This is a genomic window from Agrobacterium sp. GW821-FHT02D03 (genome assembly GCF_059421725.1).
Genome location: NZ_JBWKVN010000001.1, coordinates 1,899,037 through 1,921,995, shown reverse-complemented (window position 1 = coordinate 1,921,995; position 22,959 = coordinate 1,899,037). Strand labels below are relative to the sequence as shown.

18 protein-coding genes are annotated in these 22,959 nt (G+C 58.4%); 4 read left to right on the top strand and 14 right to left on the bottom strand.

What is annotated here, in order from left to right:
• Positions 1-14: 14 nt before the first annotated feature.
• On the top strand, positions 15-698 hold the full coding sequence (locus AC07U5_RS09030) for an ABC transporter ATP-binding protein (RefSeq protein WP_343109123.1): 684 nt from the start codon (positions 15-17) through the stop codon (positions 696-698).
• Positions 699-1,162: 464 nt separating this feature from the next.
• Positions 1,163-4,660 (top strand): DNA polymerase III subunit alpha, encoded by a 3,498-nt coding sequence (dnaE, locus tag AC07U5_RS09025; protein WP_062437761.1) that lies wholly within the window; start codon positions 1,163-1,165, stop codon positions 4,658-4,660.
• Between the two features lie 140 nt (positions 4,661-4,800).
• Here dnaE and AC07U5_RS09020 read toward each other — a convergent pair whose 3' ends face one another.
• The 4 genes from AC07U5_RS09020 to AC07U5_RS09005 all read right to left on the bottom strand — a co-directional run bounded on the left by AC07U5_RS09020 (position 4,801) and on the right by AC07U5_RS09005 (position 8,293).
• Positions 4,801-5,091: a hypothetical protein gene (locus tag AC07U5_RS09020; protein WP_062437760.1), complete on the bottom strand. Its 291-nt coding sequence runs from the start codon at positions 5,089-5,091 to the stop codon at positions 4,801-4,803.
• Positions 5,092-5,246: 155 nt separating this feature from the next.
• Complete coding sequence (locus AC07U5_RS09015; RefSeq protein WP_494722810.1) at positions 5,247-6,467, bottom strand: L,D-transpeptidase family protein; 1,221 nt, start codon at positions 6,465-6,467, stop codon at positions 5,247-5,249.
• Between the two features lie 151 nt (positions 6,468-6,618).
• Positions 6,619-7,893: a DNA polymerase IV gene (locus AC07U5_RS09010; RefSeq protein WP_494722809.1), complete on the bottom strand. Its 1,275-nt coding sequence runs from the start codon at positions 7,891-7,893 to the stop codon at positions 6,619-6,621.
• A 91-nt stretch (positions 7,894-7,984) separates the two neighbouring features.
• Positions 7,985-8,293 carry a DUF3572 domain-containing protein gene (locus AC07U5_RS09005; RefSeq protein ID WP_144620903.1) on the bottom strand — a complete coding sequence of 103 codons (309 nt, stop codon included), beginning with the start codon at positions 8,291-8,293 and terminating at the stop codon, positions 7,985-7,987.
• A 129-nt stretch (positions 8,294-8,422) separates the two neighbouring features.
• On the opposite strand from AC07U5_RS09005, the gene AC07U5_RS09000 reads away from it, so the two are divergent.
• Together AC07U5_RS09000 and AC07U5_RS08995 are read left to right on the top strand one after the other, a co-directional pair.
• Entirely contained in the window at positions 8,423-8,794 is a 372-nt protein-coding gene (locus AC07U5_RS09000) for a response regulator (RefSeq protein ID WP_062425520.1), read from the top strand.
• A gap of 18 nt (positions 8,795-8,812) precedes the next feature.
• Positions 8,813-10,180, top strand: a complete 1,368-nt coding sequence (locus tag AC07U5_RS08995) for a PleD family two-component system response regulator (RefSeq protein WP_062598161.1) — start codon at positions 8,813-8,815, stop codon at positions 10,178-10,180.
• Positions 10,181-10,874: 694 nt separating this feature from the next.
• Here the strand turns inward: AC07U5_RS08995 and rpmG are convergent.
• The 10 genes from rpmG to AC07U5_RS08945 all read right to left on the bottom strand — a co-directional run bounded on the left by rpmG (position 10,875) and on the right by AC07U5_RS08945 (position 22,868).
• Complete coding sequence (gene rpmG / locus AC07U5_RS08990) at positions 10,875-11,042, bottom strand: 50S ribosomal protein L33 (protein ID WP_003496403.1); 168 nt, start codon at positions 11,040-11,042, stop codon at positions 10,875-10,877.
• Between the two features lie 89 nt (positions 11,043-11,131).
• Entirely contained in the window at positions 11,132-12,304 is a 1,173-nt protein-coding gene (locus AC07U5_RS08985) for an MFS transporter (RefSeq protein ID WP_062425518.1), read from the bottom strand.
• A gap of 9 nt (positions 12,305-12,313) precedes the next feature.
• Positions 12,314-12,982, bottom strand: a complete 669-nt coding sequence (locus tag AC07U5_RS08980) for an NUDIX hydrolase (RefSeq protein ID WP_494722808.1) — start codon at positions 12,980-12,982, stop codon at positions 12,314-12,316.
• Between the two features lie 15 nt (positions 12,983-12,997).
• Complete coding sequence (locus AC07U5_RS08975; protein WP_062425516.1) at positions 12,998-13,432, bottom strand: DUF983 domain-containing protein; 435 nt, start codon at positions 13,430-13,432, stop codon at positions 12,998-13,000.
• Positions 13,433-13,505: 73 nt separating this feature from the next.
• Positions 13,506-15,860 carry a ribonuclease R gene (rnr, locus tag AC07U5_RS08970; protein WP_494722807.1) on the bottom strand — a complete coding sequence of 785 codons (2,355 nt, stop codon included), beginning with the start codon at positions 15,858-15,860 and terminating at the stop codon, positions 13,506-13,508.
• Positions 15,857-18,547, bottom strand: coding sequence for a type I DNA topoisomerase (gene topA, locus AC07U5_RS08965; protein ID WP_494722806.1), 2,691 nt, complete (start codon positions 18,545-18,547; stop codon positions 15,857-15,859). Before topA ends, rnr begins: the two co-directional genes overlap by 4 nt.
• A gap of 243 nt (positions 18,548-18,790) precedes the next feature.
• Positions 18,791-19,945: a DNA-processing protein DprA gene (dprA, locus tag AC07U5_RS08960; protein ID WP_494722805.1), complete on the bottom strand. Its 1,155-nt coding sequence runs from the start codon at positions 19,943-19,945 to the stop codon at positions 18,791-18,793.
• A 31-nt stretch (positions 19,946-19,976) separates the two neighbouring features.
• Positions 19,977-20,594 (bottom strand): glycerol-3-phosphate 1-O-acyltransferase PlsY, encoded by a 618-nt coding sequence (gene plsY, locus AC07U5_RS08955; protein ID WP_162746187.1) that lies wholly within the window; start codon positions 20,592-20,594, stop codon positions 19,977-19,979.
• Between the two features lie 43 nt (positions 20,595-20,637).
• Entirely contained in the window at positions 20,638-21,930 is a 1,293-nt protein-coding gene (locus AC07U5_RS08950; RefSeq protein ID WP_111847885.1) for a dihydroorotase, read from the bottom strand.
• On the bottom strand, positions 21,927-22,868 hold the full coding sequence (locus AC07U5_RS08945) for an aspartate carbamoyltransferase catalytic subunit (RefSeq protein WP_111847886.1): 942 nt from the start codon (positions 22,866-22,868) through the stop codon (positions 21,927-21,929). The genes AC07U5_RS08950 and AC07U5_RS08945 overlap by 4 nt, the downstream gene beginning before the upstream one ends.
• Positions 22,869-22,959 lie beyond the last annotated feature (91 nt).

Sequence of the window (22,959 nt, the reverse complement as noted above, 5' to 3'; positions counted from 1 at the left end):
ACCCGCTTCACACCATGGCAAAGAAAATGGCTCTACAGCTTACCGGCGTGGAACGGACCTATGGTCAGGGCGAAACGAGCCTTTCCATTCTGAAAGACGCGAATTTCGAATTGAGAAGCGGCGAGATCGTCGCACTTGTCGCGCCATCCGGCACTGGCAAGTCGACGCTGCTGCATCTGGCGGGGCTGCTGGAGCATCCGGACGCGGGCGAGGTCTTCATCAGTGGCAGGCCTTGCGGTACGCTTTCCGATGAGGAGCGCACCTCCATTCGTCGCAGCGATATCGGCTTCGTCTACCAGTTTCACCATCTGCTTCCGGAGTTCTCGGCGCTTGAGAATATCATGATGCCGCAGATGATCGCTGGTCTCGCGCCGAAGGAAGCACAGGTGCGTGCCAAGGCGTTGCTGGATTATATGCGCATCGGCCACAGAGGCGATCATCGTCCGGCGGAACTTTCCGGCGGTGAACAGCAGCGTGTGGCGATTGCAAGAGCCGTTGCCAATGCACCGCTTCTGCTTCTGGCAGACGAACCGACCGGAAATCTCGACCCCGAGACCGCATCCTATGTTTTCGATGCCTTGGAAGCGCTGGTACGCCAGTCGGGCCTTGCTGCCCTCATCGCGACCCATAATCACGATCTGGCAGCACGCATGGACCGTCGCGTGACGCTGTCCGAAGGCAAGATCGTCGAGTTCTGATCGATCGCACAATGCGTTGATCCAAAAATGTAAAGGGTCCCTTGTGCGTCCAATAGAACGCACGGCGCTTCAAGTACACTTATCCCCATCAACCCCGTCTGGCCCGCCAGGCGGGGTTTTGTTTATGCGTTGATTCGCTTGAGGCGAAACTAAGGAACCGGATTGAGCCGCATCACGTTGGCGATATGCCAGCCCAAAAAAGCTGTTGACACGGAAACAAAATGAGAACAAAGTTGGAACATAACAAGTAAGGAGAGACAAATGACCGATTTTATCCGTGACCTTGCCGCCTTTGCCTCCATCGCTCTCTTTGTTGCGAGCTTCTCTGTAATCCTCACATCCATGTGACTTGAGACCCTTCGGTCTTCCCGGTGATAGCGGTGCACAGGCATCCTTTGCCGGTGGACTTTGCTGCTCGAAGGGACCAAAATCAGCCCGATTCAGAATGACGGGAATGCAGCACAATGGGCGATCATCTTACGGAGCAAAACCACTCGGGCGTGCTCTTGAAATCTCCCGGCTTTGTGCACCTGCGTGTACATTCCGCCTATTCCCTTCTCGAGGGGGCGCTTCCGCTTAAGAAGATCATGGCGAAGGCTGTCGGCGATTCCCAGCCTGCCATCGCCATCACTGACACCAACAATCTTTTCGTTGCGCTGGAATTCTCGGAGAAGGCGCGAGAAGAGGGGCTGCAGCCGATCATTGGGTGCCAGCTTTCGATCGACATGCAAGATGCCGTCGAGGACAGGCGAGGCGGCAACAATCTCTCCAAGCTTCCGTCCATCGTGCTGCTTGCCGCAGATGCAGAGGGCTATGAGCGCCTGGTGGATCTGATCAGCCGTGCCTATCTCGATGGCGAGGGCAGTGGTCACGCCGTCAACATTGCCAAGTCCTGGCTGGAGGAGGCCAGCAATGCTGGATTGATCGCATTGACCGGCGCGTCTGGCGGCCCTGTCGATATGGCACTGAAAGAAGGACATGCCGCTCAGGCAAAGAGCCGGCTTCTTGCGCTGAAGGACATATTCGGGGATCGGCTCTATATCGAGTTGCAGCGCCAGGGCAATTTTGACCGTGCCCATGAACGTCGCATGATCGCGCTCGCTTACGAGCACGACATTCCACTCGTCGCGACCAACGAGGCCTTCTTTCCATCCAGGTCAGATTATGAGGCGCACGACGCTCTGATGGCGGTGGCGCACAACGCCATGGTTTCGGATGACAGCCGCTTCCGTCTGACGCCTGACCATTATCTGAAAAGCCGCGACGAGATGGTGGCGCTCTTCAAGGACATTCCCGAGGCAATCGAAAATACCGTCGAGATCGCCCAGCGCTGCTCCTACGTCTTGAAAAAGCGTGGCCCCATTCTGCCGCGCTTTACCGGTGCGAGTGACGACCCGGAAGAGGCAGAACGCGCCGAGTCGCTGGAGTTGCGACGCCAGGCTGTCGAGGGGCTGGATATGCGCCTTGCCGCTCTCGGTATGGCCCCTGGCTACACCGAGCAGGAGTATCGGGATCGTCTGGATTTCGAACTCAGCGTCATCGAGCGCATGAAGTTTCCCGGCTACTTTCTGATCGTTGCCGACTTCATCAAATGGGCAAAGCAGCATGATATTCCGGTCGGCCCTGGTCGTGGTTCGGGTGCTGGATCGCTGGTCGCCTATGCGCTGACGATTACCGATGTCGATCCGCTACGCTTCTCGCTGCTCTTCGAACGCTTCCTCAACCCGGAACGCGTGTCGATGCCCGACTTCGATATCGACTTCTGCCAGGATCGCCGCGAAGAGGTGATCCGCTATGTCCAGCGCAAGTATGGCCGCGAACAGGTGGCTCAGATCATCACATTTGGTTCGCTGCAGGCGCGCGCTGCCTTGCGTGACGTGGGCCGCGTGCTGGAAATGCCTTACGGCCAGGTCGACCGCATCTGTAAGCTTGTGCCGAACAATCCGGCCAACCCCACCCCGCTTTCCAAGGCCATCGAAGAAGAGCCACGTCTTCAGGAAGAGGCGGACAAGGAGCCGGTCGTCGCTCGGCTCCTGGATATTGCCCAGAAGATCGAAGGTCTTTACCGCCACGCCTCGACCCACGCCGCCGGTATCGTCATCGGCGACCGTCCGCTGTCGAAGCTTGTCCCGATGTATCGCGATCCGCGCTCCGATATGCCGGTCACCCAATTCAACATGAAATGGGTTGAAAGCGCTGGTCTGGTCAAGTTCGACTTTCTCGGCCTCAAAACCCTAACGGTGCTGAAGGTGGCGGTCGATTTCGTTGCCAAGCGCGGCATCCATGTCGATCTTGCCGCCATTCCGCTGGACGATCAAAAGACATACGAGATGCTATCGCGTGGCGAGACCATCGGCGTCTTCCAGGTGGAAAGTGCCGGCATGCGCAAGGCGCTGATCGGCATGCGTCCAGACTGCATCGAGGACATTATTGCGCTGGTGGCGCTCTACCGTCCGGGCCCAATGGAGAACATTCCGGTCTACAACGCCCGCAAACATGGCGAAGAAGAAATCGAGTCGATCCATCCGACGATCGACCACCTCCTGAAGGAAACGCAGGGCGTTATCGTCTACCAGGAACAGGTGATGCAGATCGCCCAGGTTCTGTCCGGCTATTCGCTCGGCGAAGCCGATCTTCTGCGCCGCGCCATGGGCAAGAAGATCAAGGAGGAAATGGACAAGCAGCGCGAGCGCTTCGTTGAAGGCGCGATCCGTAACAATGTGTCCAAGGCCCAGTCCGACACGATCTTCGATCTTCTGGCCAAGTTCGCCAATTACGGCTTCAACAAGTCTCACGCCGCGGCCTATGCCATCGTCTCCTACCAGACCGCCTATATGAAGGCGCATTACCCGGTGGAATTCCTCGCTGCGTCGATGACGCTCGATATGGCGAACACCGAAAAGGTCAACGACTTCCGCCAGGATGCGGCGCGCATGGGAATCGAGATTGTCGCGCCTTCGGTACAGACATCCTTCCGGCGTTTCGAAACCGGTGAGAACCGCATCTATTATTCGCTGGCTGCATTGAAGGGCGTCGGTGAAGGTGCGGTCGATCACATCGTTGAGGTGCGCGGCGACAAACCTTTCGCCAGCCTCGAGGATTTCTGCCAGCGGATCGATCCGAAGCAGGTCAACCGCCGCGTTCTGGAAAGCCTGATCAACGCCGGTGCCTTCGATAGCTTCGGCAGGGACCGTTCCGAACTGATCGGCGGCCTCGATCGTATTATCGGATATTCCCAGCGTGCGCAGGAAAGCCGCGTCACCGGCCAGCACGACATGTTTGGATCAGGGGCCGCGACTGGGCCGGAAAAGCTGGTGCTGCCTGCCTATCAGCCCTGGCTCGCCTCGGAAAAGCTACTGCGCGAGTATCAAGTGCTTGGCTTCTATCTCACGGCTCATCCGCTCGACACGTATCGCGCCGTGCTCGACAAGCTCCGCGTGCAAAGCTTTGCCGATTTCTCCGCGGCGGTGAAGCAGGGGGCAACTGTTGGACGCCTGGCCGGCACGGTCACCGGCAAGCAGGAGCGCAAGACCCGCACCGGTAACAAGATGGGTATCGTGACCTTTTCGGATGCGTCGGGTCAGTATGAGGCCGTTCTGTTTTCAGAAGGGCTGGGACAATATCGCGACCTGCTCGAAGTCGGCAAGTCGTTGGTCATTACGGTCCAGGCGGAAGAGCGGCCTGAGGGGATCGGTCTGCGCATCCAGACAGCCCAGTCGCTTGAGGAAAAATCCGTTCAGATGCAGAAGGCGCTTCGCGTCTATGTTCGCGATTCCGGTCCTTTGAAAACTGTTGCGCGACACCTGAATGCCAAGGGTGACGGCTCGGTGTATTTCGTCGTTATCAAAGATGATGGGCAGCGCGAGATCGAAGTTGAACTGACGGAGAAATACCGCATCTCACCGGAGATCGCAGCCGCGCTTCGCTCCGCGCCCGGCGTGGTGGACGTCGAGCTAGTATGATTGATGGGCGGGCGAACATGGTTCACCCGCACCGCGATTATTTTATGTTGCGTACGCCCTAGGCAGCGGCTTTGCGAGAACGACGTACGATAAAGCGAAGAGCTCAAGCGTAAGACGCGTATCTGAAAGATCGCGAAGCTTTAGAACAGGCTGTTTGCCGGGTAGGCGTAAGCACCGTTATCGATGAAGCCGTGACGCGAGAGGCAGGCGCGCAGCGCCGCATTATGATAATAGGAATTGGTGAATGTCGTGCCGCGTGGCGGCACGCTCGCCTCGACGTTGCATCGTGCAAGCGCGTGATCGAATACGTTCAAAATGACGGGGTCGCTATCGACGGCCGGGCCACCATAGACACTGTAATTTTTCGGTGCTTCAGCAGCAGACACACAGGCAAGCGCAACGACAGCGGCGCCAAGATATTTCACGTTCATAGGCAGGCTCCCCAAACAGGCTTGATGAGCCTTTAAACGTTAACGCGACGCAGTGGTTCCTTGCGCGGCCGCGCCGGCATCATCGGCCCGAACTCGGCACCGATCCTCGAGAGGCGCGATGCCCAGATACCAACACTGCTTTCGATATCGAAGGCTCAATCGCGCGTGATGGTGACGAAGTCAGTGCCTTGACCGGTTTCCAAGCCGTGGCTGAGATCGGAAACGGTGATCGAACTTCCGACAGCAAGCTGCTCCTCAAGTCGTCCACGAATGTCTGCCGGAATGTCGATTCGATCAAGCACTTCGCGCAACTGATCATGACCGCCTGGGGCATCCGCGACGTCGATCCCAAGACGCTTTCGTGCGGCAATTGGGATGTGGTTCTCAAGTGTCAGCCCGTTCCACTCTGCCCTGTCGCCTTCGATGTCGATAACTTCGAAGAAATGCGTACCGAGCGCCACCTGCGGGTCTTTGATATGGATCGGTGCTTCGAAGAGCGGTTTGAAATTCTGTCGCACCATGAGTTGCCCATTGGGCGGTGCATCGGCGCCTGTGGATGCGTAAAGCGCGTCGAGGAACTCGTCGGTGACGAGCGGGCCGGTGGTCTTGATGCCCTTCCAGCGCTTGTAGCCGTTGACGGCGTTGATCGTCATCTGACCCGAATAACCATCGGCCACACCTGCGTCAAAGCCGATGCTGGTCAACAGACGCTGAACATCCATGATCTTCTCCCGTTCGCCACGCCGGGTGATCAGGATCCGCAATGGTGCACCTGTCACCTTGGATGTGGCCTTGGCGGGAACGGAGCTGGTCTTCTCATTGACTGCGACTTCCACAAGCTTCAGCGATGCATCGAAGGTGGCAGGCCGCATCTCGATGTCGGAAAGCAGGCGGCCTTCGTCAGCTGCCTTGGGTTGAAGAAGGGTGGGGTGGTCGATGCGCTGCAGAGAGACATCCGCGCTCGAAATGATCACGTGAACGCCGCGGCTCGTCGTGCCGTAAAGCGACTTTGCGAATTTTGCCGGCAGGCGAATGCAGCCATGGGAGGCCGGATAATTCGGGACATTTCCCTCATGCAGGGCGATGCCGGACCAGGTCAGCCGCTGCATGAACGGCATGGGGGCCGCAGAATAGATATTCGACTCGTGATATTTGCGCTTATCCAGAATCGAGAAGATGCCGCTCGGCGTCTCGTGGCCGGACTTGCCTGTGGATACGCGCGATGTGGCGACGACCTCTCCGTCTTCATAAAGGGACAGCGACTGGTCGTTCTTCGAGACGACGACCTGCAGACTGCGCGCATCACCGGCGATTGCCGCTTGCACGAGAACGGAGGTGGAAAGGAGACAGGCTCCCACAAAGCTACGCAACATCATGTTTGCTCCAACGCGATACACAACATGCCGCCAAGGAGGCAGCGGCAAGGGAGACTTACGGCGCGCTTGAAACCGCGCCAGTCAGAAGGCCAAGCATAGGCTTGGCTATTTAAGGAAGCTTTTAAATGCGGTCACGAAGCCGTGTGATCACTCATTTTTTCGCGCCGAATGTATAGCCGGTTTCCACCGTGCCCTTGCCGAACTTTTCTCTCAGCTTGTCCATCGCCGCTTCCGCTGCGGCCCTTCTTCCAGCCGTTTTGTCCACAAGATCGGGAGGATCCGCTTGGGCCGGATCGCACAGATCGGTCACGCCAATTCCGATCAGGCGAAATTTCGTCCCATCCGTTTCTCTTTCCAGAAGCGAAAGGCCTGTCCGAAAAATTCGGTCTGCCAGTTGGGTCGGATCTTCCAGCCTCTTATTGCGCGTGCGGGATTTGAAGTCCGCCGTCTTCATCTTCAGCACCACCGTCTGCCCGGCTGTGGCGTTCTTCTTCAGCCTCCACGCGACCTTCTCGGACAGGGAGCGCAAGACCGGCACGAGATCGTCATAACGTGAGATGTCGTTGAAGAAGGTGGTCTCGGCGGAAACGCTTTTTGCCGGGTCGTTGGTGTGAACCTCACGGTCGTCAATGCCGCGCGAAAGCCGATAAAGACGCTGCCCCATCGTACCGTAACGGCGCATCAGGTCCGTTTCCTCCATCTCCTGCAACTGGGAAATCATGCGGATGCCGTCGGCCTCCAGCGTGGCTGCAAAGGCCTTGCCGACGCCCCATATGGTGGTGACAGGACGCGTCGCAAGAAAACGGGTGGCCTCCTTTTCGCCGATTACAGAGAAGCCGCGCGGCTTTTGCAGGTCGGACGCGACCTTTGCCAGAAACTTGCAATAGGAGAGGCCGACGGAAACTGTGATGCCGATTTCCTTCTCCACCCGGCGAGCGAATTGCGCCAGCACCCGTGCCGGCGGATCGTGGTGCAGCCGTTCGGTACCGGACAGATCAAGGAAAGCCTCATCGATCGAAATAGGCTGCACCAGTGGCGTCAGATCCTGCATCATCGTTCGAACCTGGCGCCCGACCTGGCTGTACTTCTCCATGTTCGGCTTGATGACGACGGCGTCCGGGCATGCTTCGAGCGCCTTGAACATCGGCATGGCGGAGCGAACGCCATGGATGCGGGCGATGTAGCAGGCCGTGGACACGACGCCACGCTTGCCACCACCAATAATCAGCGGCTTGTCGATGAGATCCGGATTGTCCCGTTTCTCCACCGAGGCGTAGAAGGCGTCGCAATCGATATGGGCGATGCTGAGATCGTAGAGTTCATCATGGTAGAGGAGGCGAGGGCTGCCGCATTGACGGCATCGTTTTGTTCCCTCCGGCTGGCCAGCCAGACAGTCACGACAGAAACCGAGATGGTCGTTCGACATTACAGCCATGGCCAAGAAACAAAAAGAGAACGACCGTGACCATAGTGGTAAATCAGAAGTCGCTCAAGAGCACGACTTGATGCTATACATCTCAGTAGACCCCGGAATCGAGACCGGGGCCGGAATATTTATGCCACGCAGCCTGCACGTCTTCCGGCTTGGACCCGGAGGCTTCACAAAACGCCATGAGGTCTGGCTCGTGGTTCATGATGAAATCCGTAAGCCCTGCCAGAAAGCCGGTGTCCTGTATGGCCGCGCGTAGCATGTTCGGCTGTAGTCCGGAGAGCGCCAGAAAGCGGGCGAGAATATCCGGTTCGTTTGCCAACCATCCGAGAATGGCGGCAACGGTTTCTTCGGGGTCTTTGACGACTGGTTTGCCGTATTTCATCTCACACCGCATTTCTTGCCGGAAGTTACCTATTTTTCAACCAAATCGCTTTAACCTCCCTCAACAGGGGATAATGGAATCGGTTCTTCGGCAACTTATATGTCAGGCGGACGGTTTCAAAGCGTAACAAGGACTGCCGCCATGCCCAAACAGGTCATGATAGTTGAAGATAATGAGCTGAACATGAAGCTCTTTCGTGATCTGATTGAGGCATCCGGTTACACGACCATACAGACACGCAATGGTATGGAAGCCCTTGAGCTTGCTCGTAAGCATAGACCCGACCTTATTCTTATGGATATTCAACTACCGGAAGTATCTGGACTTGAAGTCACCCGATGGCTCAAGGAAGATGACGAACTTCATGTGATTCCAGTGATTGCCGTCACAGCCTTTGCTATGAAGGGAGACGAGGAGCGCATCCGCCAAGGTGGTTGCGAAGCTTATGTTTCCAAGCCAATATCTGTTCCGAAGTTTATCGAGACGATCAAGACATATTTGGGCGATGCTTAAGGTAATAGGGGCGACCGAATGACTGCTAGAATCCTGGTCGTCGATGACATTGTAGCCAATGTGAAGTTTCTAGAAGCCCGTTTGCTCGCCGAATACTTCGACGTCGTTTGCGCGGACAATGGCCGTGATGCGCTGGCAATCTGCGCGGATGGTCAGGTCGATGTCATTCTTCTCGATATCATGATGCCGGAAATGGATGGCTTCGAGGTCTGCGAGCGGCTGAAGGCAAACCCGGCGACAGCCCACATTCCCGTCGTCATGGTCACGGCGCTCGATCAGCCGGCCGATCGCGTCCGCGGATTGAAGGCCGGCGCGGATGATTTTCTGACAAAGCCCGTAAACGACCTGCAGCTCATTTCGAGGGTCAAGAGCCTTGCGCGTCTCAAGACCATGAGCGACGAGCTACGCGGTCGTATGATGACCGCAGAAACCATGGGCATCCAGGAATCGATCGGAGTCGACGGCCATATCGAGAAGCCTGGTCGCGTTCTTCTTGTCGATGGCAGGGCCAGCTCGCAGGAGCGTATCGTCAAGGCATTGAAGCCGGTTGGTGAGGTGATCGCCTGGAGCGATCCGGCCAACGTCATTTTCGAGGCTGCGGAAAACGCCTATGACCTCGTCATCATCAATTCCAACTTCGATGACTGCGATCCTCTAAGGCTTTGTTCGCAATTGCGCTCGCTCGAGAGAACGCGTTTCCTGCCGCTTCTGATCATCACCGAGCAGAACGATGATGCCATGGTGGTTCGGGCGCTGGATCTCGGCGTCAATGATTACATCATTCGCCCGATCGATCCCAATGAGCTGGTGGCGCGCACGCTCTCCCAGATCAAGCGCAAGCGCTTCAATGACAGGCTGCGAGAGAATCTGGCTCAGACCATGGAGCTTGCGGTTATCGATGGGCTCACCGGCCTCAACAACCGCCGCTATCTCGATCTTCATCTAAAGACCTTGTTCAACCGTGCGGCCCTTCGAGGCCGCCATCTGTCCGTCTGCATGACGGATATCGATCGCTTCAAGCAGGTCAATGATCTCTACGGCCACGAGGCAGGCGACGAGGTGCTGCAGGAATTTGCCGCCCGGTTGCGCTCCACAGTGCGCGGTGCGGATCTCGCCTGCCGTTACGGCGGTGAAGAGTTCGTGGTGGTGATGCCGGACACCTCGGTGGAGGCTGCCTCGGTGGTGGCCGAGTCCCTGCGCTCGATCATTGAGGACACCGCTTTTGTGCTGCGCTCCGGGCAATCCTTGAAGATTACCGCGTCGCTTGGCATCGCTTCGAATGCAACGGGCGTCGAAAGTCCAGAGCAGTTGATGCGACAGGCAGATCGGGCACTCTATGAGGCGAAGAGAAGCGGCCGAAACCGCGTCGTTGCTGCCGCAGCCTGAGTAAAGTTCCATACACTCACCGACCCTTGAGGCTTCGTCAGTAGCGCGTTGCTGCCGCTAAGCTGGCTTTGAGCCTCTGTCCCGGCATGGCACACTTAACCATATTTCAAAGCAAGAATGGCTGCGCCTTAATAAAGTGTTGAACTTTTAGGCGTCTTGAGCGAAACTTTGTTCATACAAATAACTTTATGCCGACATATCAGTTGATAGAAGGCACTAGCACTTTAACAGACCGCTCGGTTCCATTTTTCAGGGAGCCGTGCACGAAATACCCCTTGATGCTCAGGTCCGCCGCATCTCCTGGGTCTTGGGGTCGGTCGGCCGGCGATGCCAATTGATGGTTCCTCGTGCTATCGTGGTTATCCCGGCCGACCCCACGCCATCACCATCTCTCAAGTTACACGCCATTGAATTCCAAGGGCACCGTTTCGCCTCGTATTTTGACGCGCATCCGGCAGCCGTGGCCAGGTCTCGCTTTCGAGGATCGGCCTGAAAATACGTTCGGACTTAAAGAACGGTCAACGCAAAACTGTGCAGCGGTTTTGCGATAACGACATGCGACAAAACACGATCTGAAGCGTAAGGAGCCAATCTGAGAGATCGCGACACGCTTTAAGCCGATCCTTTAAACGACCGCCCAAAAACGAAAAAACGCGCCTCAAGAGCGCGTTCTTTAAGGAGAAAATCAAGTTGATCACTTGATCTTGGTTTCCTTGAATTCGACGTGCTTGCGAACGACCGGGTCGTACTTCGTCTTCGTCATCTTGTCCGTGAATGTACGGCTGTTCTTCGTGGTGACGTAGAAAGTACCTGTGTCGGCCGTCGACAGCAGCTTGATCTTGATTGTTGTAGCTTTCGCCATGGTCGTCCTGCCTTTAACAAGTAAGTGAGCCGCGGACCTGTTCGATCCCGGCTAAATCTGGCGCGAAACTACGGATCGCGCCCGAAAAGTCAAGTCTGTTTTGAGCCGAAAACCGAACGCCCTATGGAAAGAACGACATAGAAGCCGAAAAACAGCGCCAATGCCCAGGCAAAACCGTGGCTTCCGGAGATATCCATCGCAATACCAACCGTCTGTGGGCCGGCAATCGTGCCCGTCGCATAGCAGAATATGAAGGCCGCATTGGCGGCGACAAGGTCGGACCCAGTGAGTCGTGAACCGAGGTGCGTCAGGCCGACCGTATACATGCCCGAGACGAGGCCGCCCCACAGTAGCAGCAGTACCGCGACCATAATCCAGTTGTTGACGAGGAGCGGTAGCGCAAGCGTGCCGCAAAGGCCGATAAAGGCCATCACGCCGAGCAGCAGACGGCGATTGGTGATGCGGTCGGAGAGCAGGCCGATCGGGATCTGGAAGGTCATGTTGCCGATTGCCATGACGGTCAGGAGAAGCGCTGCTTGCGATTCATTAAAGCCTTCACGCGTGGCGTAGATCGGGAACAGCGAGAGACCGCCAGCCTGTACCGCGCCGAAAACGAAGGCGGCAGCAGAGGCCATGGGCACCAGCCAGATATAGCGTACGAAATGGTGGGCAGGTTTTTCGTCCAGCGCTGGGCTTTCCTTGCGCGCCAGAAAAATTGGAATTGCAGCCAGGAGGATGATGGCACAGCCGACGAGAAACGGTGTGATGCCCTCACTTCCCACGGTGGAAAAGAGAAGGGGTCCGACTGCAAAGCCGACTGCGAGCCCTGTCGCATACACGCCAAGGACGAGCCCGCGTTTGCGCGGCGGCGCTGCGGCATTGATCCAGAATTCCGACAGGATAAAAAGCGTGGTCGTCGCGCCATGAAAGACGATTCTGAGCGGAAACCACATCCAGAAGTCTGCGGCGTAATAAAAGCCCATGGCGCTGACGGAGGAGATGACCACCGCCGTCAACATGGTCCGGGCAACGCCGAAATCATGCGCAAGCTTGCTGGTGATGGGCGCTGCAATCATGGCAGCAACACCGGCCATGGCGGAGTTCAATCCGATCATGCTGGACGAAATGCCCCGACGCTCGAGGATGAGGCTCAAGAGCGGCAATCCGAGGCCGATGGCGATGCCCACGGCGCTGATGGCGGATATGGCGGCGATAAGCGATGGCCAGTGGATATTGTCGGCGTCGCAGTTGGGATGTGACATGGAGACCTTTTACAGAAAGCCGCGAATGAATGTGCCGCGACGCTCGAAGTAAAGTCGCACCCGGCTTTCAGATTGTAGTGGCTGATCACCTATCATGAAGTTTGTGACATCTTCGAGAACCATCCGTGTAATCGCCGCCATGTTCACACCGGAACTGTCGCGCATGTCAAGCCATTGAAGGTCTTGCAACTCGGCAGAGTCCTTTATATTTGCCGGCTCAATGCCGACGTCGTCGGTGAAGCAGAAAAAGAATCGCGTGTCGAATCGCCTGATGCGCCCCGGCGGCGTGATCGCACGTGCGACATAACGCAGTGCCGAGAGGTCCGGTCCCTGTTGCGCCCGTTCGGTTCGAAAGCAAAGCCCCGTCTCTTCTTCCAATTCGCGCACTGCCGCCAGCGCCAAGGCCCGCGCCCCTGCAACCGTCATGGCACGCGAGGCAGAGCGCCTGAGCTTGTCGATGACGAGAGGATCAAGGTCGACACCAAAGGGCAGGGCGTGATCGCGTGGGTCGCGCCTGCCACCGGGAAACACATACACGTCGGGCATGAAGACGTGGCCGCTGCTGCGCTTGCCGACGAGTACACGTGGAGAGCCGTTCGAACGATCGACCAGGATCAGGCAGGCCGCATCCCTCGGACGCAGGTAGGGTGACTTTTCAGCTTCGGATTCAGCAGGCAAGGGAGCGGTCGCCTGTCAGTGTGATGACCCGTCGATCTGCGTCTTCTCAGGCTCATTGCTGAAGCCGTGCATCCTCAACGCCCATTGCAGGCCAATCACGCCACCCTTGATCGGCTGGATCGTCAGCAAGGCCACGAGAATCGTGATCGGCACCCAGATGGCAAAATGCACCCACATTGGAACCATGAGGATCAGGTCAGTCATCAAGAAACCGCCCACCGCCACGTGCCCGAGAATCATGATCGAGATATAGGGCGGCAGATCGTCAGATCGCTGGTGATGGAGGTCTTCGCCGCAGGCGGCGCATTGATCCACCGGCTTCAGCCAGGCCTTGAACAACCGACCGCTGCCGCAGGCGGGGCATCGGCACGAGATGCCGCGCATGATCGAGCGTCCCAGCGGACGTTCCTGCTTCTCGCCGCCATATTGCACTGTCTGCGTCTCGCTCATGACCGTTCCTCCAAATGATTGCGGCGCTGAAGCATCGCTGCAAGATCCTGCTCGATCTAGCTGCGGTGCTCATTCAGCGTTTCCTGCGCGGCGGCCTCGTTCCCGGTGTCGCCGTGCGCCCTCCACCCCGGCGCGCCGTCTTGTGGAAGGATCGTGTTGCTGTGGGCATCTTGCGCCCCTCGCTCAACATCTCGAAGCGGAGCGCGCCTGCCAGCGGTACGGCTTCTGCCAGACGAACCTGAACCGTGTCGCCAAGCTGGAAGCCGAGACCGGTCTTCTCACCCGTCAGTGCCTGATGCGCTTCGTCATAGATGAAATAATCGGTCCCGATCGTAGATATAGGAACGAAGCCGTCTGCGCCAAACTGCGGAAGCGCGACAAATAGTCCCGCCTTGGTGACACCCCCGATGCGCCCTTCGAACTCTTCTCCCACACGCTCGGAAAGATGGTGGGCGATCAGACGGTTGATCGTGTCGCGTTCGGCCGCCATGGCGCGGCGCTCGAAGGTGGAAATCTCGGCGGCGATATCGTCAAGCGTTGCCTCTTCCTGTGGCGTGATGCCGCCTTCGCCAAGTCCCAGAGACCCGACGAGCGCACGATGGACGATCAGATCGGCATAACGGCGAATGGGAGAGGTGAAGTGGGCGTACTTCATCAGGTTCAGACCGAAGTGCCCGATGTTCTCGGGGCTGTAGATCGCCTGGCTCTGGGAGCGCAACACCATCTCGTTGACCATGATCTGATGTTCAGTGTCTTGCGCGCGGGCCAGAATTCCGTTGAAGGAATTGGCGCGAATTTCTCCGCCCTTCGCCATTGAGATACCGAGCGTCGCGAGGAATTCACGCAACGTCTCCTGTTTGGCAAGCGTGGGGGCATCATGAATGCGGTAGACGAGCGGCTGTTTCTTCTTTTCCAACGTTTCTGCGGCTGCGACGTTGGCCTGGATCATCATTTCTTCGATCAGCTTATGGGCGTCGAGACGTTCGGGAATGATGACCTTGTCCACGGTGCCGTCGGCACGCAGCAGAATCTTGCGCTCCGGCATGTCGAGTTCAAGCGGCTGGCGACGGTCGCGACCGCGCTTCATCACCTCATAGGCATGCCAGAGAGGCTTCAGGATAGGCTCGAGCATCGGGCCGGTCTTGTCATCAGGCTTGCCATCGATGGCAGCCTGCGCCTGCTGATAGGAAAGCTTAGCCGCACTCTTCATCATGATGCGATGGAACGTGTGAGACGCCTTGCGGCCTTCCTTCGAAAACACCATGCGCACCGCGAGCGCTGGCCGATCGACACCTTCCTTCAGTGAGCAGAGATCGTTGGAAATCCGCTCTGGCAGCATCGGTACGACGCGGTCGGGGAAGTAGACGGAGTTGCCGCGCTTCAGCGCTTCGCGATCGAGCGGCGCACCCGAGCGCACATAGTAAGACACATCGGCAATCGCAACGGTGACGATCACGCCATCGGGGTTGTCCGGCGACGGATCGGGCTCCGCATAGACGGCATCGTCATGGTCCTTGGCGTCCGCCGGGTCGATGGTGATGAGCGGCAGATCGCGCCAGTCTTCCCGATGCGCCATGCTGGCGGGCTTCGCCTTATCGGCTTCTGCAAGAACATCCTGCGGGAAGATATGCGGGATGCCGTGCCCATAGATGGCGATCATCGAAATCGCTTTTTCTGACGCGACCGAGCCGATGACGGAAAGCACCTGGGCACGCTTCAGCCCGTAGCGCCCACTGTTGCGCGAGACTTCGACTTCGATCAGATCGCCATCCTTGGCATCGTTGACGCCATCGGGATCGATTACAAGCTCTTCGCCGCGCCGGTCCACCGGCATCAAACGACCACCGCCGCCCGGGTTTTCCTTGAAGACACCGATCAGCGCGTTCTGGCGGCGATCGATAAGCTTGATGACGCGGGCGGTATAGGCCGGTCCGGTACGATCCTTGGAGGGGAAAATCTTGGCAAGCACGCGGTCATTCAAACCGGCCGCGGGTCCTTTTTTGCCGCGGTCCTGCGATGACTGGCGAATAAGGACGGCGGGTGCCGCACCCTGATCTTCCGGCCACTCTGCAGGGCGGCCGATCAATTCGCCATCCTTGTCACGCGTGGTGATATCGAGAACCGTGACAGGCGGCAGGCCGCCCGGTCGCATCAGCGACTTGCGGTTCTTCTGCACCATGCCGTCAACTTCAAGTTCCTTCAACAGCGCCTTCAGCACCACGCGGGTGTCGCCCTTCAGGCCAAAGGCCTTGGCGATCTCGCGTTTGGAGGCCTGTTGCGGATGTTCGGCAATGAACTTCAGCAGCACTTCGCGCGAAGGTACTTCTCCATGGATGATGCCTTCGCCTTGGTTCACGCGCTTTGAGCGAGCGGTGCGTCCGAAACCGTCATTGGCGGAATTCTGTTTCTGACGCGGTGTCTTGCTCACGATGCTGCCTTCTTGGTTTTTGCTGCTGTCTTGGGCTTTACCGCTGCCTTAGGCTTGGCTGCAGCCTTGGTCTTGCTTGCCGCTTTCGCCTTTGTGGGCTTGGCGTCTGCATCGCCTTCGGTCTTCTTCTTTGCCGGAGCCTTCTTCGCCTTGACTGGCTTACCGCCGGTCTTGGCAATGCGCTCGGCAATCAGCACCAGCGCTTCGTCCAGCGTCACCGTATCGGGAGATTGCGCCTTGGGGATCGTCGCATTGACCTTGCCCCAGTTCACATAGGGACCGAAACGGCCATCGCGAACGGTAATGGCGCCGCCATCGGGATGGTCACCAAGCGACTTGAGCGCAGCAGGCGTGGAGGAGCGTCCACGGCCGGGCGCCGCCTTCTTCTCGGCAATCACCGTCACGGCGCGGTTGAGGCCGATGGAGAAGACGTCTTCCACGCTCTCTAGATTGGCATAACCGCCGTCATGCATTAGGAAAGGACCATAGCGGCCGATGCCGGCGGAAATCATCTTGCCGGTTTCCGGATGCTTGCCGATGTCGCGCGGCAGGTTGATCAGCGCCAGCGCCTTCTCGTGATCGATCTCTTCCGGCTTCCAGCCCTTGGGCAGCGATGCGCGCTTGGCTTCCTTGCCGTCGCCGCGCTGGATATAGGGCCCGAAGCGACCGGAGCGCAGCGTCAACTCTTCGCCCGTCATAGGATCGGCGCCAAGCGCCTTCGGCTCGTTCAGCGCTGCGGCTTCGGATTCCGCGCCATCCGAGGTCAACTGGCGGGTATAGTTGCAGTCAGGATAGTTCGAGCAACCGACGAAGGCACCGTACTTGCCGAGCTTCAGCGACAGATTGCCGGTACCGCATACCTGGCAGATGCGCGGATCGGAGCCGTCTTCGCGCTTGGGAAACACCAGCGGTGCAAGCACTTCGTTCAACGCGTCGAGTACGTTGGTGACGCGCAGTTCCTTGGTGTCTTCGATCTGGGCGAAGAAGTCCTTCCAGAAGTCGCGGAGAACCTGCTTCCAATCGAGTTCGCCGGCCGAAATCCGGTCGAGCTTCTCTTCCAAGTCAGCCGTGAAATCATACTCCACATAGCGGGTGAAGAAGCTTTCGAGGAAAGCCGTGACCAGCCGGCCGCGCGAATGCGGGATCAGCTTGCGCTTGTCGACGACGATATATTCGCGGTCGCTGAGCGTCTTCAACGTCGCGGCATAGGTGGAAGGGCGGCCGATGCCGAGCTCTTCCATCTTCTTGATGAGCGATGCTTCGGAATAGCGTGGCGGCGGCTCAGTGAAGTGCTGGCTCGCATTGATCTTCTGCTTGGCGAGGTTCTCGCGGGCATTGATCTGCGGCAGACGTCCACCGTCTTCGCTATCGTCGCTCTGTTCGCCGTCTTCCTTCTGGTCCGTGTAGGCAGCGATGAAGCCATCGAAACGGATGACGGAGCCGACGGCGCGAAGACCAGCCTTCTCGCCCTTGTTATCGGCTAGGATTTCAACCGTTGTGCGCTCGATCTCGGCCGAAGCCATCTGGCTCGCAATGCCGCGCTTCCAGACAAGGTCGTAGAGACGAAGCTGATCGGAATCGAGGTAACGCTTCACCTTGTCCGGCGAGCGATTGAAGTCCGTCGGGCGGATAGCCTCGTGGGCTTCCTGGGCATTCTTGGCCTTGGTCGAATAGAAGCGCGCCTTCTCCGGCACGTAGCGCTCGCCGAACTGGTCGCCGATGGCGCTGCGTGCAGCGTCGATCGCTTCCGGCGCCATCTGCACACCGTCAGTACGCATATAGGTGATGAGACCGACGGTCTCGCCACCGATATCGATACCCTCGTAAAGTCTTTGCGCCACCTGCATGGTCCGCGAAGCGGAGAAGCCGAGGCGCGAAGACGCGGCCTGTTGCAGCGTGGAGGTGGTGAAGGGCGGGCCGGGATTGCGCTTGACGGGCTTTGCCTCGACCGTGTCGACAACATAGCTCGCGCCTTCGAGCAAGGTCTTTAGTCGGGTCGCATCGTCACCCGTCTTGATGGACTTGCCCTGCAGGCGCTTGCCGTCTGCGGATACGAGCTTTGCTTCGAACTCGTCACCGCGCGGTGTCTTCAGAAGGGCTGAGATGTTCCAGTATTCTTCCGATACGAAGCGCTCGATCTCCGATTCACGGTCGCAGACCAGGCGAAGCGCCACGGACTGCACACGTCCAGCGGAGCGGGCACCCGGCAGCTTGCGCCAGAGAACCGGAGAAAGATTGAAGCCGACCAGATAATCAAGTGCGCGGCGGGCGAGATAGGCATCGACGAGCGGAATGTCGATGTCGCGCGGTTCCGCCATCGCATCCAGAACGGCCTTCTTGGTGATGGCATTGAACACAACGCGCTTGACCGGCTTGTCGCCCAGAACCTTCTTCTTTTTCAGAAGATCGAGAACGTGCCAGGAAATCGCCTCTCCTTCGCGATCAGGGTCGGTCGCGAGAAACAGGCCATCGGACGCCTTTACGGCATCGGCGATATCTTTCATGCGTTTCTGTGAGGCGGGATCGACCTCCCACGACATTTCGAAATCCTGGTCGGGAAGAACAGAACCATCCTTGGCGGGAAGATCCCGAACGTGGCCGAACGATGCAAGAACCTTATAGCCGGGGCCAAGATACTTGTTGATCGTCTTGGCTTTTGCCGGAGACTCTACGACGACGACATTCATATTTTTTTCTCTGGAAACATGTCCGTTAACCGGCATCGTCGCTGATTCCGCACGCAACAACGCCTTCCTTTTATTTCGACATGGACAGGTAATGCGCTGCGGTCAAGGGGGAACGCCTGTTTTTCTGTCTTCATGCCCATATGCAACTTCTGGAATTTTTCTGATGGGAAGACAATTTTTGATTGGCGGAATGCTTCCGTCCGCCATTGGGCGGAAGCTTCCCTTGAGTGACCCCTTGGTGTCTCAATCGGCCATGATCATCGAAATTCGTCCACCGGAATGCCGGTTCAATTTTCCGGCAATATCGAGTTCGAGAAGCAGAAGATAGACGGTTGCCGCAGGCAAACCCGTGTGGCGGATGATGTCGTCGGTTTCAACCGGCGAGGAGCAGAGCGCCTCTGCGAGGATAGCGCGCTCCTTGTCTCCTGCGCTGTCTCCGGTTTGAGAGATGGGTTGATCCCCGGTGTCTTCTCGGACGACGTGCTGCAGATCGAGTCGCGGCTCCATCATCGGCGAGAGTGCATCGAGAATATCGGCCGCTTCCGTCACCAGTGTGGCGCCGTCCTTGATCAACCGGTTGGTGCCATGGCAGCGAGAATCGAGCGGCGAGCCGGGCACCGCAAAAACGAGCCGGCCAAAATCGCCAGCCAGCCGCGCGGTGATGAGAGAGCCGGAGCGTTCAGCCGCCTCCACGATCAGCACGCCGAGGGACACGCCTGCAATCAACCTGTTGCGCCGTGGAAAATCGCGCGCACGCGGCTCCCAACCAAACGGCATTTCGCTGATGGTCGCACCGCCATTGGCGTAGATATCATCCAGCAGGCGGAAATTCTCAGGCGGGTAGGGCTTGTCGAGTCCACCAGCCAGCATGGCGACAGTGCCGGTTGACAGGCTGGCGGCGTGAGCGGCGGCATCGATACCGCGCGCAAGACCGGAAGCAATGGTGTAGCCCGCCTGACCGCATTGCCGTGCCAGCATTGCCGCAAACTTCGCGCCGTTGATCGAGGCGTTGCGGGAGCCGACGATTCCAAGCGACGGTCGGATGACGGTGGCGTTCGAACCCTTCATCGCGATCAAGGGCGGTGCGCCGTCTATCTCTCGCAAAGCAGGCGGATAGTCCGGCTCGCCGATGCCGACAAATCGGGCGCCAAACCGTGTTGCGGTTTCCATCTCGCGCTCGGCCTGAGCAAGTGTCGCGATGCGTGGGCTGCGCGCCGCGCCGCCGCGACGGGAAAGATCGGGCAGGGCATCCAGCGCCGCTTCAGCACTGCCGAAGTGATTGATCAGATCGCGGAAGGTAACGGGACCGATATTGTCGCTGCGGATCAACCGCAACCAGGAAAGCTTCTGCTTCTCCGTCAGGGCAATACCGCGTTTATTTTCGCCTTCATACGGCATAGCTGCCCCCGGTCATGGAGAGTAATCCGTCTCAGCCCTTCTTGCCGATCTTGCTTTCCGTACCGGCCAGGAGCCGCTTGATGTTTTCGCGGTGCATGTACCAGGAAATGATGCTGAGGGCCGTGACCAGAAGCGCGGTCTTTTCCGGTCCCAAAATCCACAGAACGATCGGGATGACCAGCATCGCGATCAGCGCCGAGAGAGAGGAATATTTGGTAACGAAGGCGGTGATGAGCCAGATGGCGGCGAAAAGCAGCATCATCAGCGGAGCGGCGCCGAGCAGCACGCCGATATAGGTCGCGACACCCTTGCCGCCCTTGAAGCCGAGCCAGACCGGGAAGAGGTGGCCGAGAAAGGCGAAGAAGCCCGCCACCAGCGACGCCTCATATCCCCAGAGCGCATTGGCGATCAGCACTGCTGCCGTACCCTTGAAAGCATCGCAAAGAAGGGTTGCCGCGGCGAGCTTCTTGTTGCCGGTTCGCAGCACGTTGGTCGCGCCAATGTTTCCCGAGCCGATCTGGCGTACGTCGCCAAGACCCGCCGCCCGCGTCAGAAGCAGGCCGAAGGGAATGGAGCCGAGCAGGTAGCCGATAACAGCCGCAGCCAAGAGAAATGCCGGCGCTGTCTCCCAAACGGTCAATGCAGTCATGTTTATGTCCCCTCTTCAGGTGCGTCTTCGCGCACCACCATTTTTACTGCAGTGAATGAACAAGCTTGCCCGCAACATATGTGCTGACGGCGCGACCGCTGAAACGTGCATCTTCGAATGGTGTGTTCTTAGAACGCGATACCAGCTTTTTTTCCGAAACCAGCCATGGCTCATCGAGATCGATCAGGGTGATATCGGCCTTGGCGCCGGGCTTCAGCGTTCCAGCATCCAGTCCGAAAATCTGCGCCGGTCGCGTCGACAGCGCGTCGATCAGGCGCATCAGCGGCACCTGATCACTGTGATACAGCCGAAGCGCTGCGGCCAACATGGTTTCCAGCCCGATCGCACCACTTGCCGCATCCGAGAAGGGCAGGCGCTTGGTGTCGACATCCTGCGGATCATGCGACGAGACGATGATATCGATCGTTCCTTGCTTCAATGCCTCGACCATAGCGACGCGATCATCTTCCGACCGCAGTGGTGGCGAGAGTTTGAAGAAGGTGCGGTATTCGCCGATGTCGTTTTCGTTGAGCGTCAAATGATTGATCGAAATGCCGCAGGTGGCCTTCACGCCGCGGGCTCTCGCAAGCTTGATGGCCTCTGCCGATTCCGGCACTGAAATCTTGGCGGCATGATAGTTGGCGCGCGTCAGTGCCGCGATGCGCAGGTCGCGTTCGAGCGGAATGATTTCGGCTTCCTTTGGAATGCCGGGAAGACCGAGCCAGCTTGCCAGCAGCCCCTCATTCATATCGCCGTTGCCGATATATTTGTCGCGGGTCTCCAGCGAAATGACGGCCCCAAGCTCGCGGGCATAGGTCATGGCACGGCGGAGCACCAGCGTATCGGAAAGCGCCTTGCGGCCATTGGTAAAGGCAACCGCACCGGCTTCCTTCAGCATGCCAAACTCGGTCATTTCCTCGCCTAGCAGACCCTTCGTCAGCGCCGCTGCCGGATGCACGTTGACGACGGCCTTGTCGCGCGCAGTCTTCTTCACATACTCCACCAGCGCAATGTCATCGATGACCGGATCCGTATCCGGCATCATGATGAAGCTGGTCACGCCGCCTGCGGCGGCCGCACGCGAGGCGGATTCGATTGTTTCGCGGTGCTCGGCGCCGGGCTCTCCGACGAAGACGCGCGCATCCACGAGCCCTGGAACGGCAACCAGCCCCTTCGCATCACGCACCGTCGCGCCGTCCGGCGTGCCTTGGTTTTGCGCATCCTTGCCAGCCGCGAGGATCGTTCCGTCACCGCCGATGATGATCGTTCCGGTCTCGTCGAGATCGCGCGACGGGTCGATGATGCGGACATTGTTGAGGACGGTCGCGGCACTCATACGCGCTCTCCCATGTTCTGAGAAAGAAGAAGGGTTTCCATCACCGCCATGCGCACGGCGACACCCATCTCCACTTGGGCTTCGATCACGCTTTGCGGTCCATCGGCCACTTCGGAGGCGATTTCCACGCCCCGGTTCATCGGACCGGGATGCATCACAAGTGCATCTTCCTTGGCGGCTTTGAGCTTTTCCGCATCGAGGCCATAATAGTGGAAGTATTCGCGCACCGATGGCACGAAGGAGCCCGCCATGCGCTCGCGCTGCAGACGCAGCATCATCACTACATCGGCGCCCTTCAGGCCTTCCTTCATGTCGTGATAGACTTCGACGCTCATGTCGGCGATGCCGGAGGGCAGCAGCGTCGGCGGCGCGACGACACGCACCCGCGCGCCCATCTGGTTCAGGAGGATGATGTTGGAGCGGGCGACGCGCGAATGCAGCACGTCACCGCAAATGGCGACCGTGATACCAGAGATGCTGCCCTTGGCGCGGCGGATCGTCAGCGCATCGAGGAGCGCTTGCGTCGGATGCTCATGCTGGCCGTCGCCGGCATTGACAACCGAGCAGGCAACCTTCTGCGCCAGAAGCGCTGCCGCACCGGCAGATGAATGGCGCACGATCAAAACGTCAGGGCGCATCGCGTTCAGCGTCATTGCGGTGTCGATCAGCGTTTCGCCCTTCTTCACCGAAGAGTTACCGACCGACATGTTCATCACGTCCGCGCCCAGCCGTTTGCCGGCCAGTTCGAAGGAGGATTGCGTACGGGTCGAGGCTTCGAAGAACAGGTTGATCTGTGTCAGACCGCGAAGCGTCGACGTCTTCTTTTCACGCTGGCGGCTGATCTTCACGGCCTCGTCGGCCTTGTCGAGAAGAAGCGTGATATCCTGATGGGAAAGCCCCTTGATACCAAGAAGATGGCGGTGGGGAAAATAGACCATGGAACTGTCCTCCGGGCCGGAATAGTCAGTCGCGGTCTATAAAGACAGGTGGCTTTGTCGGCAAGCATGGGATAAGCCGGGAACGAGCCTA

Bases quoted from the DNA above. Each gene is read 5' to 3' on its own strand.
- AC07U5_RS08985 (WP_062425518.1), bottom strand. From the start codon at position 12,304: ATGTCACATCCCAACTGCGACGCCGACAATATCCACTGGCCATCGCTT.
- topA (WP_494722806.1), bottom strand. From the start codon at position 18,547: ATGAATGTCGTCGTCGTAGAGTCTCCGGCAAAAGCCAAGACGATCAAC.
- AC07U5_RS09005 (WP_144620903.1), bottom strand. From the start codon at position 8,293: ATGCGGTGTGAGATGAAATACGGCAAACCAGTCGTCAAAGACCCCGAA.
- AC07U5_RS08945 (WP_111847886.1), bottom strand. From the start codon at position 22,868: ATGGTCTATTTTCCCCACCGCCATCTTCTTGGTATCAAGGGGCTTTCC.
- AC07U5_RS08975 (WP_062425516.1), bottom strand. From the start codon at position 13,432: ATGAGCGAGACGCAGACAGTGCAATATGGCGGCGAGAAGCAGGAACGT.
- AC07U5_RS09020 (WP_062437760.1), bottom strand. From the start codon at position 5,091: ATGAACGTGAAATATCTTGGCGCCGCTGTCGTTGCGCTTGCCTGTGTG.
- AC07U5_RS09010 (WP_494722809.1), bottom strand. From the start codon at position 7,893: ATGTCGAACGACCATCTCGGTTTCTGTCGTGACTGTCTGGCTGGCCAG.
- AC07U5_RS08995 (WP_062598161.1), top strand. From the start codon at position 8,813: ATGACTGCTAGAATCCTGGTCGTCGATGACATTGTAGCCAATGTGAAG.
- dprA (WP_494722805.1), bottom strand. From the start codon at position 19,945: ATGCCGTATGAAGGCGAAAATAAACGCGGTATTGCCCTGACGGAGAAG.
- rpmG (WP_003496403.1), bottom strand. From the start codon at position 11,042: ATGGCGAAAGCTACAACAATCAAGATCAAGCTGCTGTCGACGGCCGAC.
- AC07U5_RS09015 (WP_494722810.1), bottom strand. From the start codon at position 6,467: ATGATGTTGCGTAGCTTTGTGGGAGCCTGTCTCCTTTCCACCTCCGTT.
- AC07U5_RS09030 (WP_343109123.1), top strand. From the start codon at position 15: ATGGCAAAGAAAATGGCTCTACAGCTTACCGGCGTGGAACGGACCTAT.
- dnaE (WP_062437761.1), top strand. From the start codon at position 1,163: ATGGGCGATCATCTTACGGAGCAAAACCACTCGGGCGTGCTCTTGAAA.
- AC07U5_RS08950 (WP_111847885.1), bottom strand. From the start codon at position 21,930: ATGAGTGCCGCGACCGTCCTCAACAATGTCCGCATCATCGACCCGTCG.
- AC07U5_RS09000 (WP_062425520.1), top strand. From the start codon at position 8,423: ATGCCCAAACAGGTCATGATAGTTGAAGATAATGAGCTGAACATGAAG.
- plsY (WP_162746187.1), bottom strand. From the start codon at position 20,594: ATGACTGCATTGACCGTTTGGGAGACAGCGCCGGCATTTCTCTTGGCT.